This window comes from Dokdonella sp. (assembly GCF_044227025.1).
GTDB lineage: Bacteria > Pseudomonadota > Gammaproteobacteria > Xanthomonadales > Rhodanobacteraceae > Dokdonella_A.
On the sequence record NZ_JBGAFX010000007.1, the window covers coordinates 85,319 to 103,476 of the forward strand.

10 protein-coding genes are annotated in these 18,158 nt (G+C 67.3%); 9 read left to right on the top strand and 1 reads right to left on the bottom strand.

The window, feature by feature from the left end; all coding sequences use genetic code 11:
* Positions 1-15 precede the first annotated feature (15 nt).
* The 3 genes from ACILRJ_RS16090 (at position 16) to ACILRJ_RS16100 (ending at position 8,377) form a co-directional block, all read left to right on the top strand.
* On the top strand, positions 16-6,135 hold the full coding sequence (locus ACILRJ_RS16090) for an Hpt domain-containing protein (protein WP_395684226.1): 6,120 nt from the start codon (positions 16-18) through the stop codon (positions 6,133-6,135).
* Positions 6,128-7,840 (top strand): chemotaxis protein CheB, encoded by a 1,713-nt coding sequence (locus tag ACILRJ_RS16095; RefSeq protein ID WP_395684227.1) that lies wholly within the window; start codon positions 6,128-6,130, stop codon positions 7,838-7,840. The genes ACILRJ_RS16090 and ACILRJ_RS16095 overlap by 8 nt, the downstream gene beginning before the upstream one ends.
* A gap of 72 nt (positions 7,841-7,912) precedes the next feature.
* Positions 7,913-8,377: a chemotaxis protein CheW gene (locus ACILRJ_RS16100; protein ID WP_395684228.1), complete on the top strand. Its 465-nt coding sequence runs from the start codon at positions 7,913-7,915 to the stop codon at positions 8,375-8,377.
* A gap of 29 nt (positions 8,378-8,406) precedes the next feature.
* On the opposite strand, the gene ACILRJ_RS16105 is transcribed toward ACILRJ_RS16100, so the two are convergent.
* Positions 8,407-8,841: an RDD family protein gene (locus ACILRJ_RS16105; RefSeq protein WP_395684229.1), complete on the bottom strand. Its 435-nt coding sequence runs from the start codon at positions 8,839-8,841 to the stop codon at positions 8,407-8,409.
* A gap of 81 nt (positions 8,842-8,922) precedes the next feature.
* Here ACILRJ_RS16105 and xerD point away from each other — a divergent pair, with 81 nt between their 5' ends.
* The 6 genes from xerD (at position 8,923) to gspE (ending at position 18,129) form a co-directional block, all read left to right on the top strand.
* On the top strand, positions 8,923-9,906 hold the full coding sequence (gene xerD, locus ACILRJ_RS16110; protein ID WP_395684230.1) for a site-specific tyrosine recombinase XerD: 984 nt from the start codon (positions 8,923-8,925) through the stop codon (positions 9,904-9,906).
* Between the two features lie 178 nt (positions 9,907-10,084).
* Complete coding sequence (locus ACILRJ_RS16115) at positions 10,085-10,825, top strand: DsbC family protein (RefSeq protein WP_395684231.1); 741 nt, start codon at positions 10,085-10,087, stop codon at positions 10,823-10,825.
* 11 nt (positions 10,826-10,836) lie between these two features.
* Positions 10,837-11,589: a DsbC family protein gene (locus ACILRJ_RS16120; protein WP_395684232.1), complete on the top strand. Its 753-nt coding sequence runs from the start codon at positions 10,837-10,839 to the stop codon at positions 11,587-11,589.
* A 132-nt stretch (positions 11,590-11,721) separates the two neighbouring features.
* Complete coding sequence (gene purL, locus ACILRJ_RS16125; RefSeq protein WP_395684233.1) at positions 11,722-15,615, top strand: phosphoribosylformylglycinamidine synthase; 3,894 nt, start codon at positions 11,722-11,724, stop codon at positions 15,613-15,615.
* Positions 15,616-16,326: an exosortase H-associated membrane protein gene (locus ACILRJ_RS16130; protein WP_395684234.1), complete on the top strand. Its 711-nt coding sequence runs from the start codon at positions 15,616-15,618 to the stop codon at positions 16,324-16,326.
* A 63-nt stretch (positions 16,327-16,389) separates the two neighbouring features.
* Positions 16,390-18,129: a type II secretion system ATPase GspE gene (gspE, locus tag ACILRJ_RS16135; RefSeq protein WP_395684235.1), complete on the top strand. Its 1,740-nt coding sequence runs from the start codon at positions 16,390-16,392 to the stop codon at positions 18,127-18,129.
* Positions 18,130-18,158: the final 29 nt, after the last annotated feature.

Here is an 18,158-nt window from a genome sequence, read left to right on the forward strand (position 1 = left end):
GTCGAGGCTAGACGCATGAAACTGTACGACGATGGCGAATTCACTGCCCTCAACTGGGTCAAGCCGGCGCTCGATGCGACGCTTGCGCAAGCGCGCGAGGCGCTCGAGACCTATGTGGACGAGCCCGACAACCGCGCGTTGATGCGCGTCTGCGCCGAGCACCTGCACCAGGTGCAAGGCACTTTGCGCATGGTCGAGCTGTACGGCGCGGCAATGGTCGTGGAGAACATGGAGCGGCTCGCCGAAGGGCTGGTCACCGACTCCGTCAAGCAGCGTGACGAAGGCTATTCGGTGCTGATGCGCGGCATGGTGCAGTTGCCCGATTACCTCGAGCGCCTGCAGAGCGGCCACAAGGACATTCCGATCGTCCTGCTGCCGCTTCTCAACGACCTGCGTGCGGTGCGCGGCGAGAACCTGCTGAGCGAATCGGCGCTGTTCTCGCCCGACCTCGCCCTGCCGCTGCCGGAAGCGGCTGCTGGTAGCGCCGTGGCGCTGCCGCAGAACGAACTGCGCGCGCAGGCGTTGCGTCTGCGTCTGGCATTCCAGGCCGCGCTGCTGAAGTGGTTCCGTGACTCGTCCGCTGGCGAGCACCTGCGCCGCCTGATCGAGGTGCTCGACCGGCTGCGTTCGATTTCGCATGGGGTCGAAGCACGTCGCCTGTGGTGGATCGCCGCTGGCGTGATCGAGTCGGCCGAATCCGGCGAGCTCGATCCGACCGTAGCGGTCAAGCTCCTGTTCGGACGCGTCGATCGCGAAATCCACCGCTTCGCCGAAGTCGGCGAGGGCGGCTTCGCGGCGCGCGCGCCGCGCGAGCTCACCAAGAATCTCCTCTACTACGTGGCGCATGCGGGTTCGACCGGCAGCGCGCCGCTCGGTGAACGTAGCGCGCTCATTCGCCGCACCTATCGCCTCGATACGTTGCTGCCGACGCAAAGCGAACTGCAGCATGCGCAAGGCTCGATGACCGGGCGCAACAAGAATCTGCTCGGCACGGTTTCCGCGGCGATCAAGGACGACCTCGTCCGGGTCAAGGAAGCGCTCGACATCTTCCTGCGCGGCCACAGCACCGATGCGTCCGAGCTCGCCGCGCAGGCGGACGTGCTGAACCGGGTCGGCGACACGCTCGGCATGCTCGGCCTCGGCGTCCCGCGCCGCGTGGTCGGCGAGCAGCGCGAGATCATCGAGGAAATGTCGCAGCAACGGCGCCCGGTCGACGAAGGGTCGCTGCTCGACGTTGCCGGCGCGCTGCTGTACGTCGAAGCGTCGCTCGATGACCACATCGAGCGCCTCGGCGACGGTGGCGAAGGCGAAGCGGGCAGCACCAGCGAACTGGAATTGCCGAAGGCCGAGGTGCGCAAGATCCTCGACGCGCTGATGCGCGAAGCCGCGGTCAACATCCAGCAGGCCAAGCAGGACATCATCGCGTTCATCGAGTCGCCGTGGGACCACCAGCGCGTGCAGCAGATCCCGCGCCTGCTGGAGGAAATCGCCGGTGCGCTGCGCATGCTTGGTCTCGCCAATGCGGGCGAGTTGATGACGGCGCTGGTGCGCTTCGTCGAAGTCGAGCTGATCGCGCACAAGCGCGTGCCGACCGCGGAGCAGATGGACAAGCTCGCCGATGCGCTGGCCGCGATCGAGTACTACCTTGAAGCGACGCGCGAACAACGGCGCAACCGCGACAAGATCCTCGACGTCGCGCGCGAAAGCCTCGAGTCGCTCGGCTATTGGCCGTTGCCGCCCGCGGAAGTGCGCGAGATGCCGGCGCCGAAGCCCGCCCCGCTCGCGCACGAGCAGGTGCCGGCTGCGCAGACGTTCCGCGCCGCGACGGACGAACCGCGCGGCGAACCGGCGATCCTGGCGGATACCGCGTCGCTCGGCGTGCCGACCATCGACGTGCTGCCCGGGCGCGACCTCAACGACCTCGTTGTCGGCGAGGCGCGCACACCGGAGCAGGCGGCGCACGACCTGTCGGGCCTGAAGCTCGCACAGACCGGCGCGACCGACGCGGTCGAAGAGCACTGGATCGAGATCGAGGAGGAAATCGAGGAAGAGGTTCCTGCCGGAGAACAGTCGCTCGCCGGATTCGAGGGCAGCGCCGGCGAAGAGATCGACGACGACATCCGCGACGTCTTCCTCGAGGAAGTCGAGGAGGAAATCGCCAACCTCACCAAACAGCTTCCGGTGTGGAAGCGCGATGTCACGAATTTCGAGGAACTGAAGCCGCTGCGCCGTTCGTTCCATACCCTGAAGGGGTCGGGACGCCTGGTCGGTGCGCTCACGCTCGGCGAATTCAGCTGGAAGGTCGAGAACCTGCTCAACCGCGTGCTCGACCGCACAATCGTCCCCGGCGATGCGGTGCTGGCTCTGGTCGACAAGGCCATGGGCGCGCTGCCGGCGCTGCTGGCGGCGTTGCGCGGCGACAATTCCGCGCACGCGAACATCTCCGGCATCATGGATGCCGCCGATCGTATTGCGGCTGGCGAGGACGCCTACGTTCCCGCGGCGTCGGGCGGCACGCGCACCGAGCGTCGCGTGGTGCGCCGCCGCGTCCCCGCGCCGCAACGCGAGATGCCGACGCTGCATGACGACATCGTGTCGGCACCGAGCTTCGCAAGTGATGAACAGGTCGTACGGACTTCGGGGCAAGTGATCGCCGGGCCGCTGCCGAACATCGATCCGGTCCTGTTCGACATCCTGCAAAGCGAAGTCGCGGCCCACCTCGGCGTCGCAGACGAGTACCTGGCCAATTGCACGCCGACGCCGGTCCGTGCGAGCGAGTCGCTGCTGCGCGCGGTGCACACGCTCAATGGCGCGATCGCGATGGTCGACATCCCGTCGATCGGCAACGTGCTGGCCCCTCTCGAAACCTACATCAAGCGCTTGCGCGCCGCCGATACGCTGCCTGGGGCGGACGGTATCGCCGCGATGCGCGACACGGTGGCGTTGACCCGAGACGTGATGCATCGCCTCGAATCAGGCAATGCGCAACTGCCCGACTCCAGTGCGCTCACCGCGCGCATGATGGCATTGCGCGATGCACTGCCGGAGCCCGAAGCGTCGCTGGCCTGGTACACCGATGACCCTGATCTGCATCGTCCGACGTCGTCGGCGACGTCTGCGTCCGCGCTCGGCGGCGACGTGGCTGCGCCATCGGTTGGACATGATGCGGGCGAGATGGACCGCTGGCTGAGCGATGCCGCCCAGCTGGATCTGCCGGAGGAGCTGCCGCCGCAGGCGCAGATTCCCGACGATCTCGCGGCCGCCCTTGCGGAATTCGAGAAGATGCCGAGCGCGCCGGCCAGTCGTCCGGAAACGTCGGCGGCTGCCGATGCGTCGTTCGACTCGATGCCGGGCGAACTGCAGATGGAGGAGATCTCGCTCGAGGCTCCCGACTACGTCGTCGAACAAGAGCCGGAAGCGCCGATCACGTTGTCGGACGACGAGACGGTCGAATTGGCCTCAATGCCGGAATTCGTGGTCGAGGCCCCGGTCGATGTCGAGCATTCGTTGCCCGTCGCCGAGCCGGAGTCGCAACCGCCGCCACCACCTGTCGCGCCCGCGGTCCCCGAAGTCGCCAGCGTGTCCGTTGCCGCGCCGGCGCCCCTCATCCCGCCGGCCAAGGTCGAAACGCCGCGTGCGGCCGAACCGCCAAAGGCGGCGCCGATCGCGCACGCACCGTTGGCTGGGCATGAGGCGCCCGCGTTGTCGGAAGACGTGCAGCCTGATGGTCCGCTCGAGGCCACCGATGCGGATGACGACCTGCTCGACATCTTCGTCACGGAGAGTGAGGACATCCTCGACCACGCCGATTCGGTCGTGGCCGGACTGCGCGAGTCGCCGCACGAGCGCAGCCATATCGTCTCGTTGCAGCGTGACCTGCATACGTTGAAGGGTGGCGCGCGCATGGCCGGCCTGGCACCGATCGGCGACCTCAGCCATGCGATGGAATCGCTGGTCGATGCGGTCGGCGACGGACGCCTGTCGGTGGATCGCGTCGCCGTCGAGTCGCTCGAGCGCGGCTTCGACCGGCTGCACGTGCTGGTCCAGCGCGTGTCGCAGCGTCGTGCGATCGCGATGCCGATGCATGCGATCACGCGCTTCGAGGATCTGGTGGCCGGCAAGAACCTCAGCGCAGCGGTCTCCGCTCCCGATGCGGTTGCTGGCCCCGCGGCGGAAACGGCAAGCCCCGCCGCAGCCGCACCGGCTCAGCCGGCGCGACCGGCGCCGGCACCGCGCCACCTGACCGCGATGGACCAGGAAGAAGTGGTCCACGCGCCGCAGGAAATGATCCGCGTACGCTCGGAATTGCTCGATTCGCTGGTGAACTTCGCCGGCGAGGTTTCGATCTACCGTTCGCGCCTGGAACAGCAGATCGCGAACTTCCGCTTCAACCTGGTTGAATTCGAACAGACCGTCAGCCGACTGCGTGAACAGCTGCGCAAGCTTGAAATCGAAACCGAAGCGCAGATCATCGCGCGCTACCAGCGCGAGCAGCATGACAGTTCGAGCACGTTCGATCCGCTCGAGCTCGATCGCTTCTCGCAGTTGCAGCAGCTGTCGCGCGCACTCGGCGAGTCGGTCTCGGATCTGGTGTCCATCCAGGGCATCCTCGACGAACAGACGCGCCAGTCCGAAACCCTGCTGCTGCAGCAGTCGCGCGTGAGCTCGGAGTTGCAGGAAGGTCTCATGCGCACGCGCATGGTGCCGTTCGACTCGCTCGTGCCGAACCTGCGCCGCACCCTGCGGCAGGCGGCGCAGGAAGTCGGCAAGCGCGCCCAGCTCAAGGTCGACGGCGCACACGGAGAAATGGACCGCAACCTGCTCGAGCGCATGAAGGCGCCGTTCGAGCACATGCTGCGCAACGCACTCGCGCACGGCATCGAGAAGCCGGACGAGCGCACCGCCGGCGGCAAACCGCCCGAAGGCACGGTCAACATTGCGGTCAGTCGCGAGGCGACCGAAGTCGTGCTGCGCATCACCGACGACGGGCGCGGCATGGACCGCGACGCGATCCGCCGCAAGGCGATCGACCGTGGTCTGCTCAAGCCCGAAGCGCAACTGTCAGATCGCGATCTGTACGGTTTCATCCTCGAAACCGGGTTCTCGACCGCCGAGCAGGTCACCCAGCTCGCGGGTCGTGGCGTCGGCATGGACGTCGTCAACAACGAGATCAAGCAGCTCGGCGGTTCGCTGACGATCGACTCGACGCGCGGCAAGGGCTCGCAGTTCACGATCCGCCTGCCGTTCACGCTGGCAGTGACCCAGGCGATCCTGGTCAAGCTCGGCGAGAGCAGCTACGCGATCCCGATGTCGTCGGTTCAGGGCGTAGCGCGCATCGCACGCGACGATCTGGAAAAGCGCATCGCCGATGGCAACCCGAAACATGCCTATGCGGGCGAGGAATACGTCATCTACGAGCTGTCGCAACTGCTCGGCGTGCCACGCCCGCGCGTGGCCAGCGACGATACCCAGGTGCCGTTGCTGATGACGCGTACCGGCGACCAGCGCGCCGCAGTGCGCATCGACGGCGTGGTGGGTTCGCGCGAAATCGTCGTCAAGTCGGTCGGTCCGCAGGTCAGTTCGGTGCCGGGCATTTTCGGCGCGACGATCATGGGCGACGGTTCGGTCGTGATGATTCTCGATCTCGCCCCGCTGGTGCGTCGCCTGGCCGCACTGCGCGCGCGCATCGACGCGGGCACGGTCGAGGAACTGCCGGCCTTCATGGCGCCGGAGCCGGTGCAACCGGTCGACGTGCGCACCAAGCCGCTGGTCATGGTCGTGGACGACTCGATCACCATGCGCAAGGTCACCACGCGCGTGCTCGAACGCGCCGACTTCGAGGTTCACACCGCGAAGGACGGCCTCGATGCGCTCGAGAAGTTGCAGGACACGGTGCCCGACATCATGCTGCTCGACATCGAGATGCCGCGCATGGACGGCTACGAGCTGGCGACCTACATGCGCAACGACTCGCGCCTGCGCAAGGTGCCGATCATCATGATCACGTCGCGCACCGGCGAGAAACATCGCCAGCGCGCACTCGAAATCGGCGTCGAACGCTATCTCGGAAAGCCCTACCAGGAAGACGACCTGCTGCGTCAGGTGCAGGAAGTGCTGAGGCGCGAACGTGTCTAGTCCATCTGCCATGCCGGTTGCACTGTTGTACCAATCCGCTGCGCAGTCGCGGCATGTGCGCGAAACCCTCGTCGCGATCGGAACGCCGATCGCCTATGAGGCCGTCGCGGGCGCGCTGGATGCCGACGCCCTCGCACGATCGCGCGCGAGCGTCGTCGTGGTGAACCTCGAAGACGAGGACGATCCGGGCCTGGATGCGGTGTACGCGCTGCTCGACGATGCTCGCTATACCGTGATCTTCAACGACAGCGGCGTTAGCAGCGGCCTGTCCGGCTGGGACCATGCGCGCTGGGTGCGCCACCTGTCGGCGAAGGTGCTCGGCGATGCCGATCTCGACCCGCCGCGACCCGCCGGCGCAGAGCCCGTGCCGGCGCGTGCGAAGGTGCCCGCCCAGGTCGCGCCTGCCGTGGCGGAAGCCGTCGTGGCGGAAAAGCCAGCCATGGCGATCGAATCCGAACCGGTCGAAGTGCCACCGGCTGCTCCACCGCAACCCGAGTTCGATCCGACCGAATTCATCGACCTGCTTCAAGAAGCGGCGCCCTCCGATCCGCTTCAGGGGGGCACCGAAAAGGTGCTGCCGACGATCGACATCGATGGCATCGACGGCAACCTCGAGCTTTCCGGCATCGACGATCTGCTCGCCGATTTCGAGGTGAGGGCGCCAGAACCGATGATCGAACTGGATTCGGTCGACGAATTCATCGTCGACATCGCGCCCGAGGATGTCCCGGTCGCCGCCGGAATCCGTTCGAGCGAGCCAGTGGCGGAACCCTCCGCCGCGATGGAACTGCCAGCAGGCTTTGACCTCGACTTCGACCTGGACGAAGTCGTTGGCACTGCGGCGCCGGCGCCGCCACCGGCGAAGCCGGCGATCGGCGCTCTGGCTGATTCGTGGTCTCTGGAGGACCTCACCGAAGAGGCGGCGCCCGCACCGGTCCCGACCGGTCCGGCACAGTTCGGCATCGAAAAGGTCAGCGCCAGCGATTACCTTGCGCCGGAAGGCGGCGACGAAGCGAAGCAACCGCCGATTCCATCGTTGTCGGAGCTGTCGCTCGAACTGATTCCGCTGGAAGAAGCGGTCTCGCCGACGCGCGAAACCCTCGATCACGAGAACTGGTTCGACCCCGATTCGGTCAAGGCGAAGATCCAGGCCGTGTGGGTGCTCGGCGCATCGGTCGGCGGCCCGGAATCAGTGCGCGAATTCCTGTCGGAATTCCCGCGCGACTATCCTGCGCTGTTCCTGCTCGCGCAGCATCTGGGCGACGAATTCGTCGACATGATGGCGAAACAACTCGGGCGCGCGACGCAGATGACGGTGCGCACGCCTGCGCATGGCGAGCGGGTGGCGCACGGCGAAATCATCATCGTGCCCAACTCGCACCGGCTGCAAGTCGATCCGATGGGCGTGGTCCTGCTCGAGAAAAACACCAGCGAAGCGGCCTACCGCCCGTCGATCGACCGCGTGATCGAGGATGTCGCGAACCGCTACGGCGAGCAAGCCGGTGCGATCGTGTTCTCGGGCATGTCCGACGACGCGGTCGCGGGCTGCCGCCATCTGGTCGAGAAAGGTGGCAAGGTCTACGCGCAGTCGCCGGAAAGCTGTGTGGTCAGCACGATGGTCGACGGCGTGAAAGAGGCGGGCCTCGTCAGTTTCGAGGGAACGCCGAAGGAACTGGCAGCCAAGCTGATGGCGGAACGTACATGAGGGGCGGAGCGCACGCGCTTCGCTGATCCGATGCAGGCGCGTTCCGCCGGAACGCGTCGAAGGGGACAAGAGATGGCTGAACTACCACGCGAAATCCGCGGCGTCATGGTGCCGATCACCGACGGTCGCGTACTGCTGCCGAACGCGACCGTCGCCGAAGTGATCAGCTACACCAAGCCGGAGACGATTCCGAATGCGCCGGCATGGCTGCTCGGTCGCCTGCCGTGGCGTGGCTGGCGCCTGCCGCTGTTCTCGTTCCCGGTCCTCACCGGTCAACTTGCCGAGGAAAGCCGGACGAATGCCCGCGTCGCCGTGTTGAAGGCGCTGGGCAACAATTCCGGCATGCCGTTCATCGCGCTGCTCGCGCAGGGCTTCCCGCGCCTGACGACAATCACCCAGGAACTGCTGATCCAGACCAGCGACGAGCATCCGCATGCCCCTGGCGTGCGCGCCGAAGTGCTGGTGCGCGACGACCGCGCAATCATCCCGGACCTCGATGCCATCGAAGAGATGGTCGCGCGCGCGCTCGCGGTGTAGGCGTTCGACTTCGCGCCTTCGTCGGCGCTTCAGCGCTCGATCCGCACCAGCTCGCTGCGCGCGATGATGTCGTGCCAGGCGCGGCCTCGGCGATCAAACAGGCACCACGCGAAGCCGAGGCCGAATGCGAGCAGCGACACCAGCGCCAGCGAAAACCTCAGCAGAGCACGCGGCCATGGCAGCGCTCGACCCTCCGTCGACACCACCCGCGTGCGCCACGCGCGCATGCCGATGGTCTGGCCGCCGCGCGACCAGGAAGCAACGAAGTAGGTCGCGGTCACCGCGAACAGGGCCATCTGCAGCAGCGCGCGCCATGTTGCTGGCGGATGCGCCGCGTCGACGTCGCCGTGCGCGATGAGCATCGCGAGTGCGGCCGTCAGCATCCACAGGCCGATCAGCGGGAACAGGTCGTAGACGACAGCGGCGGCGCGCAGCCACAGGGAAGCAGGTGTTGCCGAAGGCATGATCGCGGGGTGCGGAAGTGACGGAGCCTAGCGTCGCGGTTTAGGCTCGACCGCGCAAGCCGAACAACCACGGGATGAGCCTTGCCCAAGCGTTCGATCGAAGTCGCAACTCCGTCGCCCCGCAAGCGCGGGCGTCCGCCCCCGCCCGCGGTGCAAGGCGCGGATGGCGCCCTGATCGCATTCTTTCTCGAACGCGCATGGTCGGAGCTGGGTCTCGCCGACAACACGCTCGCCGGCTACCGGCGTGACCTCGAAGGCTATGCGCGCTGGCTCGCCGCTGCGGGAAGATCGCTCGCGAACGCCGATCGCGAATCGTTGCAGCGCTACCTCGGCGCGCGCGCGCGCTCGGGCGGCCGCACTGGTGCCGGATATCGCGCCCGCTCGAATGCGCGACTGCTCTCGGCGCTGCGCCATTTCCATCGCCTGCTGGTGCGCGAGGGGCGGCTTGTCGCCGATCCGACCCTGCTGGTCGATGCGCCGAAGTTGCCGCGTAGCCTGCCCAAGGCGTTGTCTGAATCCGAGATCGACAGCCTTTTGCGCGTTCCTCCCGATACGCCGCTCGGCCTGCGCGATCGCGCCATGCTCGAACTCATGTATGCGACCGGTCTGCGCGTGAGCGAACTGGTCGGCATCACCGCGGCGCAGGTGAATCTGCGCCAGGGAGTGTTGCGCGTGCTCGGCAAGGGCGGCAAGGAACGCCTGGTGCCGCTTGGCGAAGAGGCAGCGCATTGGCTGCAGCGCTATGTCGCGGATGCGCGCCCGCTGCTGCTCAAGGGCGGCCGCAGCGACGCGCTGTTCGTCAGCAACCGGCGCGCTGCAATGACGCGGCAGATGTTCTGGACGCTGGTGCGCAAGCACGCGCTGGTCGCCGGAATCCCGGCCACGCGCATCTCGCCGCATGTGCTGCGCCACTCGTTCGCCACCCATCTGCTCAACCATGGCGCCGACCTGCGCGCGCTGCAGCTCATGCTCGGCCACACCTCTCTGTCGACCACGCAGATCTACACCCTGGTCGCGAAGGAGGGGCTCAAACGCCTGCACGCGCGCCACCACCCGCGGGGCTGACCTGCGCCCGGGAGCTGCTTCACTGTTCGCCGGCGGCCGCGCATGCCAGAATCCGTCGTTGGTCCCGGGAACCTTGGCGCCCGTCGCAGGGTCTTTCCTCCCGGCTGCTGGCGCGGCGCAAGCTGATCGCCCCTGCTCCGGTCCTTCGGACCGATTCCTTTTCACGCGCGAGGTCTTCATGCGTTTTCCGCTATTTGCAACCGGCCTGCTGCTGGCCACCGGGGTGTTTGCCGCGACGCCCGAAGAGACGGTCCGCCAGGCGACGGTGCAATTCGCGCCGAATGTGAAGGTCGAGGCGGTGCAGGAATCGCCGGTGCCCGGCTTCTACGAGGCCATCGTCGGTGGCGAATTCGTCTACGTCAGCAAGGACGGCCGCTACATGCTGAACGGGCGGGCGTTCGACGTCGCCGGCAAGCGCGACATGACCGAGGCCTCGCGCGCGAAGGTGCGTCAGACGGCACTCGCGAAGATCGGCCCGGACAAGCGCATCGTCTTCGCGCCGCAGGCGCCGTTGGCAACCAGGCACACCGTCACCGTGTTCACCGATGTCGATTGCCCGTTCTGCCGGCGCTTCCACGAGCAGATCGCGCAGTACAACGCGAAGGGCATCGCGGTCGATTATCTGTTCTTCCCGTTGTCGATTCATCCCGGCGCGGACAAGAAGGCCGAGGCCGTATGGTGCTCCAAGGATCGTCCGGGCGCGTTCACGCGCGCGATGGCCGGACAGGATCCGGGCAAGGCGACGTGTCCGAATCCGGTGGCGGAGCTGAGCGAGCTCGCACAGGCGATCGGCATCGGCGGCACGCCGACCATGCTCGCCGCGGACGGCACCGCGATTCCGTCGCAGGTTGCGATGTCGCCGGACCGCCTCGCGGTCGAACTCGATCGCATGGCGCAAGCCAGCGTCGCCAAGAATTGAGGATGCATGTCATGAATCGATTCCAGCAGGCAGGCACCGCGCTTGCCGCAATTCTCGCCTTCCACGGCGTTGGCCATGCCGCCGAATCGGCTGCCGATGCCGCCGCGCGCAAGGCGCTGAGCGAACTCGTGCCGCAAGCGAAGATCGACGCGATCGAGCAGGCGCCGCTTCCCGGCTACCGCCAGGTCATCGTCGGCGGCCAGATGGTTTACGTCAGTGATGACGGCAAGTACCTGTTGCAGGGTTCGCTGTTCGACACCAAGAGCAAGCGTGACCTCACCGCAACGCGTCTCGCGGTCGACACCAAGCACAAGGTCGATGCGGTGCCCGAAGACAAGCGCATCGTGTTCGCGCCGTCCGGCAAGCCGAAGTACAAGGTCACGGTGTTCACCGACATCGATTGCGGCTACTGCCGCAAGCTGCACTCGCAGATCGCCGAGTACAACCAGCGTGGCATCGAAATCGACTATCTGTTCTTCCCACGCAGCGGCATCGGCACGCCGTCGTACGACAAGGCGGTCTCGGTGTGGTGCGCCAAGGATCGCAAGGCCGCGTTCACCGCCGCCAAGGCGGGCGCCAATCCGGCACCGCTGAAGTGCGACAACCCGGTGGCCGACCAGTTCACGCTCGGCACCAAGGTCGGTGTCGACGCGACACCGACGGTACTGGCCCCGGATGGCACGCGCATCGGCGGCTACCTGCCGCCGGATGAGATGCTCGCGCGGCTGCAGGCCGTCAGCGCTCCGGCGCTTGCCGGCAACTAGAGCCGTTGTGGCAATCTCCGACGCCCGGCCCACGCCGGGCGTCGTCGTTTCCGCGGACGAAGCGGCCGCAGAGCCGGGCCTTGGCGGAGCACTATCGGCTAGAATAGGCGGCTCCCCATCGCCGCCCGCGCCATGATCGCCCTCGACGGCCTGCCCGCGCTTTCCCCGTTCCGCGTCGACCGCCTCAACGCCGACCTCGCACGCCAGCTGCCCGGCGCATGCGTACGCGCGACGCGGCACGTCTATTTCGTCGCCGCCGAGCCGGATGCCGCGCTCGACCTGCCGCACCTGTGCGAAGTCATCGAGGCCGACACGGCGCCCGTGCGCGCGGCGTCGCTGTGGGTTGTGCCGCGCATCGGTACGCGTTCGCCGTGGTCGAGCAAGGCGACCGACATCCTCGTCGGCTGCGGCTTCCCGGTCCGGAGCATCGAGCGCGGCCTCGCCTTCGAGCTCGACGGCGCGCCTGCGCGTGGCAGCGACGACTGGCAGCGCCTCGCGCGCATCCTGCACGACCCGATGACGCAGTCGGTCGTCGACACGCTCGACGCTGCCGCGCATGCGTTCGATGCGGGAGCGGTGCAACCGCTGGTGCGCGTCGCGCTCGGCACGGATGCCGGCGCGGCCTTGAACGAGGCCAACGCCCGCCTCGGCCTCGCCCTGGCGCCGGATGAGATCGACTACCTCGGCGATCGTTACGGCGAGCTCGGACGCGATCCGACCGACGCGGAACTCATGATGTTCGCCCAGGCGAACTCCGAGCATTGCCGGCACAAGGTGTTCAACGCGTCGTACGAGCTCGACGGCGTCGCGCAGGCGAAGTCGCTCTTCGCGATGATCCGCAACACCCACCAGCAGTCGCCGGCGCATACGCTGTCGGCGTACCACGACAATGCGGCGGTGATTGCAGGCAATGCGGCGCGTCGCTTCTTTGCCGATCCCGCCGACGGTGTGTTCCGCGCGCACGCCGAAGACGTGCCGTACGCGATCAAGGTCGAGACGCACAACCATCCGACCGCGATTTCGCCGTACGCGGGCGCGTCGACCGGCTCGGGCGGCGAGATCCGCGACGAAGGCGCGACCGGTCGCGGCGGAAAGCCGAAGGCGGGCCTGGTCGGCTTCAGCGTGTCGAACCTGCGCATCCCGGGCCTCGCGCGGCCGTGGGAGCGCGAGCGGCCGCTGCCGCCGCGTTTCGCCAGTGCATTCGAGATCATGCGTGACGGCCCGCTCGGCGGCGCTGCGTTCAACAACGAATTCGGTCGGCCCTGCCTTGGCGGCTATTTCCGCGCGTTCGAACAGGAAGGCGAGGTGTTCGGACTGCATCGCGGCTACGACAAGCCGATCATGATCGCGGGCGGCCTCGCCAACCTGCGTGCGCCGCACGTCGACAAGCGTACGTTGCAGGACGGCGACGCAGTGATCGTGCTCGGCGGTCCGGCGATGCTGATCGGCCTCGGCGGTGGCGCCGCTTCGTCGGTCGCGGCGGGCTCCAGCTCGGAGCAGCTCGACTTCGCCTCGGTGCAGCGCGACAACCCGGAAATGCAGCGACGTTGCCAGGAAGTCATCGATGCGTGCTGGGCGCGCGGCGGGACCAATCCGCTCGTGTCGATCCACGACGTCGGCGCCGGTGGCCTCTCCAACGCGATCCCCGAAATCCTCAACGATTCCGGCGTCGGCGGCCGCATCGAGCTGCGCGCGATCCCGAGTGACGATCCGCAACTGTCGCCGATGCAGATCTGGTGCAACGAATCGCAGGAGCGCTACGTGCTCGGCGTGCGTCCCGCCGACCTCGCCGAGTTCGAGGCAATCTGTGCGCGCGAACGCTGTCCATTCGCCGTCGTCGGCCACGCCACCACTGAACGCCGCCTCGTCGTCACCGACTCCCGGTCTGGCTCTCCCGAATCACCAGTCACCAATCACCAGTCACCGCTTCACGTCATCGACCTCCCGCTCGACGTGCTGTTCGGCAAGCCGCCGCGCATGCAGCGCGACGCGCATCGCCGCGGCGGTCGCATGGACGTCGTGCCGGACGTCGACGGCATCGCATTGAACGAGGCGCTCGAGCGCGTGTTGCGCCTGCCGGCGGTCGGCAGCAAGGCGTTCCTCGTCACGATCGGTGACCGCACCGTCGGCGGCCTGTGTTCGCGCGACCCGATGGTCGGCCCGTGGCAGGTGCCGGTGGCCGATTGCGCGGTGACGATCAGCGACTTCGACGGCTATGCCGGCGAGGCGATGGCAATGGGCGAGCGCACGCCGCTCGCGCTGCTCGACGCAGCCGCCAGCGCGCGCATGGCGGTCGGCGAGGCGCTGACGAACCTGGCCGCCGCCGACGTGAGGCTCGACGAAGTGCGCCTCTCCGCGAACTGGATGGCGGCGGTCGGCCACGATGGGGAAGACGCCGCGCTTTATGACGCCGTGCACGCAGTCGGCATGGAGTTGTGCCCGGCGCTCGGCGTGTCGATCCCGGTCGGCAAGGACTCGATGTCGATGCAGGTTCGCTGGCAGGATTCGGCAGGCGAGCAGCGCACCGTTTCGCCGGTGTCCTTGATCGTCAGCGCGTTCGCGCGTTCTCGCGACGTGCGCCAGGCGCTGACCCCGCAGCTCGTGCTCGACCAGGGCGACAGCGACCTCTGGCTGCTCGACCTTGGCGCCGGACGCAATCGCCTCGGTGGCAGCAGCCTGTTGCAGGCGTTCAACCGCGGCGGCGGCGAGCCGCCCGATCTCGACGATGTCGCGCGCTTCAAGGCGTTCTTCGCCGCCGTGCAGCAGGCGAATGCAGACGGCCTGCTGCTCGCCTATCACGACCGCAGCGACGGCGGCGCACTGGTCGCGCTGATCGAAATGGCGTTCGCCGGGCACTGCGGCCTCGACATCGGGCTCGACGGCTGGGGCGACAGCGTGCTCGCCTCCTTGTTCAGCGAGGAACTGGGCGCACTCGTGCAGGTGCGTGCAAGCGATCGCACGGCGTTTTCCGCGCTGCTCGCACGCCACGGCATCGGCGACATCGCGCATCGCATCGGCACGCCGACGAAGAAGCTGCGCCTGCGCCTCGCGCTCGATGGCGAGACGTTGTTGAAGCGCGAATGGCGCGAGCTGATGGCGGCCTGGTCCGAGACAAGCCATGCGATGCAGCGCCTGCGCGACAATCCCGCGACCGCGGATGCCGAGCACGCGTGGCGCTGCGATGAATGCGATCCCGGCATTGCACCCAAGCTCAGCTTCGATCCGGCGGACGACATCGCGGCGCCCTACATCGCGATCGGCGCGCGACCGCGCATCGCGATCCTGCGCGAGCAGGGTGTCAATGGCCAGGTCGAGATGGCGGCCGCGTTCACGCGCGCCGGCTTCGATGCGGTTGACGTGCACATGAGTGATCTCGCGGCCGAGCGGCGCCGCCTGACTGATTTCAACGGCTTCGCCGCCTGTGGCGGTTTCAGTTACGGCGACGTGCTTGGCGCGGGCCGTGGCTGGGCCGCATCGATCCTCTACAACGCGCGCCTGCGCGACGAGTTCGGCCGTTTCTTCGCCGATCCTTCGAAGTTCGCACTCGGCGTCTGCAACGGCTGCCAGATGATGGCGAGCCTGAAGGCGATCATTCCCGGCGCGGAGCATTGGCCGCGTTTCGTGCGCAATGCGAGTGAGCAGTACGAAGCGAGGCTGGTCACGCTCGAAGTGCTCGATTCGCCGTCGATCCTGTTCACCGGCATGGCCGGATCGCGCATTCCGGTTGCGGTAGCGCACGGCGAGGGACATACGCTCTACGCGCATCCCGCCGACCTGCGCCGCGCGCAGGCAGCGGTGCGTTTCGTCGACAACGACGGCCGCGCGACCGAGCGCTTCCCGCTGAATTCGAACGGTTCGGCCGGCGGCAACGCGGGCTTTACCGCCGCCGATGGTCGCGTGACGATCCTGATGCCGCATCCGGAGCGCGTCGTCCGCAGCGTGCAGCTGTCGTGGCGACCGCGGGAGTGGGGCGAGGACTCGCCATGGATGCGCATGTTCCGCAACGCGCGGGTGTGGGTCGGCTGAATGGCGCTCTCGCCGATCCGCGAGTTCGGCCTGAAGGCCGTATTGTGGCTTCCGCTCGCATTCGTCGTGTGGTTCTGGTGTGCGCCGCTGTGGGTGTGGCCGTCGATGCTGCTCGCCAAGCAGGTGCTGCTCGGTCATTGGGGCGACTTGTTCGAGAGCGTCAGGCTTGGTGGTGAGGTGCTCGACGAAGCGGGACGCGTGATCGCGCGCGCCGGCTATCTGGTCAGCCTCGGCACCCGCGTGATGGTGACGGTGCCGGCAGGTCCGGAGGGTCCCGGCGGCGTCGGCGTGCTCGAGCCGACCTTGAACCCGATGGTCTACGCGTACTCGCTGCCGCTGTTCGCGGGGCTCGCGATGGCGACGCCGCTGACCACGCGACGCAGGCTGCTGCAACTCGCGCTCGCGCTGGCGGTGATCTGGGTGTGCCAGGCGTTCGGCATCGTCGCCGAGAGCCTGAAGCGGATCGCTTTCGACGCCGGGGTCGAGGGAGCCGCGGCGATCGCGAGGGCCGGCCTCAAGCCGGATGCGATCGCACTTGTCTACCAGTTTGCCTCGCTGATCCTGCCGGCTGTCGTCCCGGTTGCCCTGTGGATTGGCCTGAACCGCGATTTCATCGAACGCCTGGTCGGGCGCGAGCGGGAACCCGCGGCAGCTCGCGAGGGTCACAGTACCGGCAGAAACGGCGATCCTGGCCCCGATGGGGCAGGATGAACCGAAGCCGGGCGCCGATGTGGAACAATGCGGCCCCCATCGCCTTTCGCGCAACAGGAACCCATGGTCGCCGTCGTCCCGACAGAACATGCCGCCCCACCGGCGGCCGAGGTCAGCCTCGATGAGCGTATCTGCCAGTTCCTGGTCGCGCGCGGCCGCCTGAAGGAGACCGACCTCGCGCGTGGCCGGCGCCTGCACGAGGAGGACCCTGCCTCGGGCAGCCTCGTCTCGCTGCTGACCCGCCTCGGGCTGGTGTCTGAGCGCGAGATGGCCGAGGGCGTGTCCGAGCTGCTGAAACTGCCGTTGCTGTCGGCGAAGGAGTTCCCGGAGACCGCGCCGGCCAACGTGCAGACTTCGGTGCGCTTTCTCAAGCACCACCATGTCTGCCCGATCGCCGAGAGCGACCACGACGTGACCTTGCTGGTCGCCGATCCGGCCGATGCGTTTCCGCTGCAGGCGGTGCAGCTCGCCACCGGCCGCGCGGTGAAACTCAACATCGGCCTGCGCAGCGAGATCGATGACCTGATCGAGCGCTATTACGGGTCCGGACGTTCGGCGATGGGCACGATCGTCGAGAACCTCACCGACGACAACAACCGCAGCGAGGACGACATCGAGCACCTGCGCGATCTCGCGTCGGAAGCGCCGGTGATCCGCCTCGTCAACCTGGTGATCCAGCGTGCGGTCGAGCAGCGCGCGTCGGACATCCACGTCGAACCGTTCGAGAGCCGCCTCAAGGTGCGCTACCGCATCGACGGCGTGCTGCACGAAGTCGAATCACCGCCAGCGGCCTCGACCGCTGCCGTGATCTCGCGCATCAAGATCATGGCCAAGCTCAACATCGCCGAGCGTCGCCTGCCGCAGGACGGTCGCATCATGATCCGCGTGCAGGGCAAGGAGCTCGACCTGCGCGTGTCGACCGTGCCCACCGCACACGGCGAGTCGGTAGTCATGCGCATCCTCGACCGCGAAGCGGTCGTGTTCGACTTCCACACGCTCGGCTTCACCGACCAGTTCCTGCAGAAGTTCATCAACGTGCTGGAGCTGCCGCACGGCATCATGCTCGTGACCGGCCCGACCGGTTCGGGCAAGACCACCACGCTCTACACCGCGCTGTCCAAGCTCAACACGCCGGACGTCAAGATCATCACGGTCGAGGATCCCGTCGAATACCAGATCGAAGGCATCAACCAGATCCAGGCCAAGCCGCAGATCGGCCTCGACTTCAGCCACGCGCTGCGCTCGATCGTGCGCCAGGATCCGGACATCATCATGATCGGCGAAATGCGCGACCTCGAGACCGCGCGCATCGCGATCCAGTCCGCGCTGACCGGACACCTCGTGCTGTCGACCCTGCACACCAACAATGCCGCCGGCGGCATCACGCGCATGCTCGACATGGGCGTGGAGGACTACCTGCTGACCTCGACCGTGAACGGCATCCTCGCCCAGCGCCTCGTGCGCCGCCTCGACCGCTCCGTCGCGGAAACGTACGAGGCGTTGCCGGAAGTGGTGAAGGAATTCAATCTCGAAAACTTCACCGACGAGCGCCCCATCAAGCTGTACAAGCCAGGCTCGAGTGCGGCCAATCCGACCGGCTATTTCGGTCGCACCACGATCATGGAATTCCTCGTGATGTCGGACGCGATCCGCCGCCAGATCATGCAGCACGCCGGCATGGGCGACATCGAGCAGCAGGCCCGTGCCGAAGGCATGCGCACGATGTACGAGGACGGTCTGGTCAAGTCGCTGCAGGGGCAGACCACGATCGAGGAAGTCCTGCGCGTGACGCAGGAGAGTTAGGGACTAGGGACTAGGGACTAGGGACGGGA

Coding starts and splice junctions, on each gene's coding strand:
- ACILRJ_RS16090 (WP_395684226.1), top strand. CDS start 16: ATGAAACTGTACGACGATGGCGAATTCACTGCCCTCAACTGGGTCAAG.
- ACILRJ_RS16105 (WP_395684229.1), bottom strand. CDS start 8,841: ATGCCTTCGGCAACACCTGCTTCCCTGTGGCTGCGCGCCGCCGCTGTC.
- ACILRJ_RS16100 (WP_395684228.1), top strand. CDS start 7,913: ATGGCTGAACTACCACGCGAAATCCGCGGCGTCATGGTGCCGATCACC.
- ACILRJ_RS16130 (WP_395684234.1), top strand. CDS start 15,616: ATGGCGCTCTCGCCGATCCGCGAGTTCGGCCTGAAGGCCGTATTGTGG.
- ACILRJ_RS16115 (WP_395684231.1), top strand. CDS start 10,085: ATGCGTTTTCCGCTATTTGCAACCGGCCTGCTGCTGGCCACCGGGGTG.
- purL (WP_395684233.1), top strand. CDS start 11,722: ATGATCGCCCTCGACGGCCTGCCCGCGCTTTCCCCGTTCCGCGTCGAC.
- ACILRJ_RS16120 (WP_395684232.1), top strand. CDS start 10,837: ATGAATCGATTCCAGCAGGCAGGCACCGCGCTTGCCGCAATTCTCGCC.
- gspE (WP_395684235.1), top strand. CDS start 16,390: ATGGTCGCCGTCGTCCCGACAGAACATGCCGCCCCACCGGCGGCCGAG.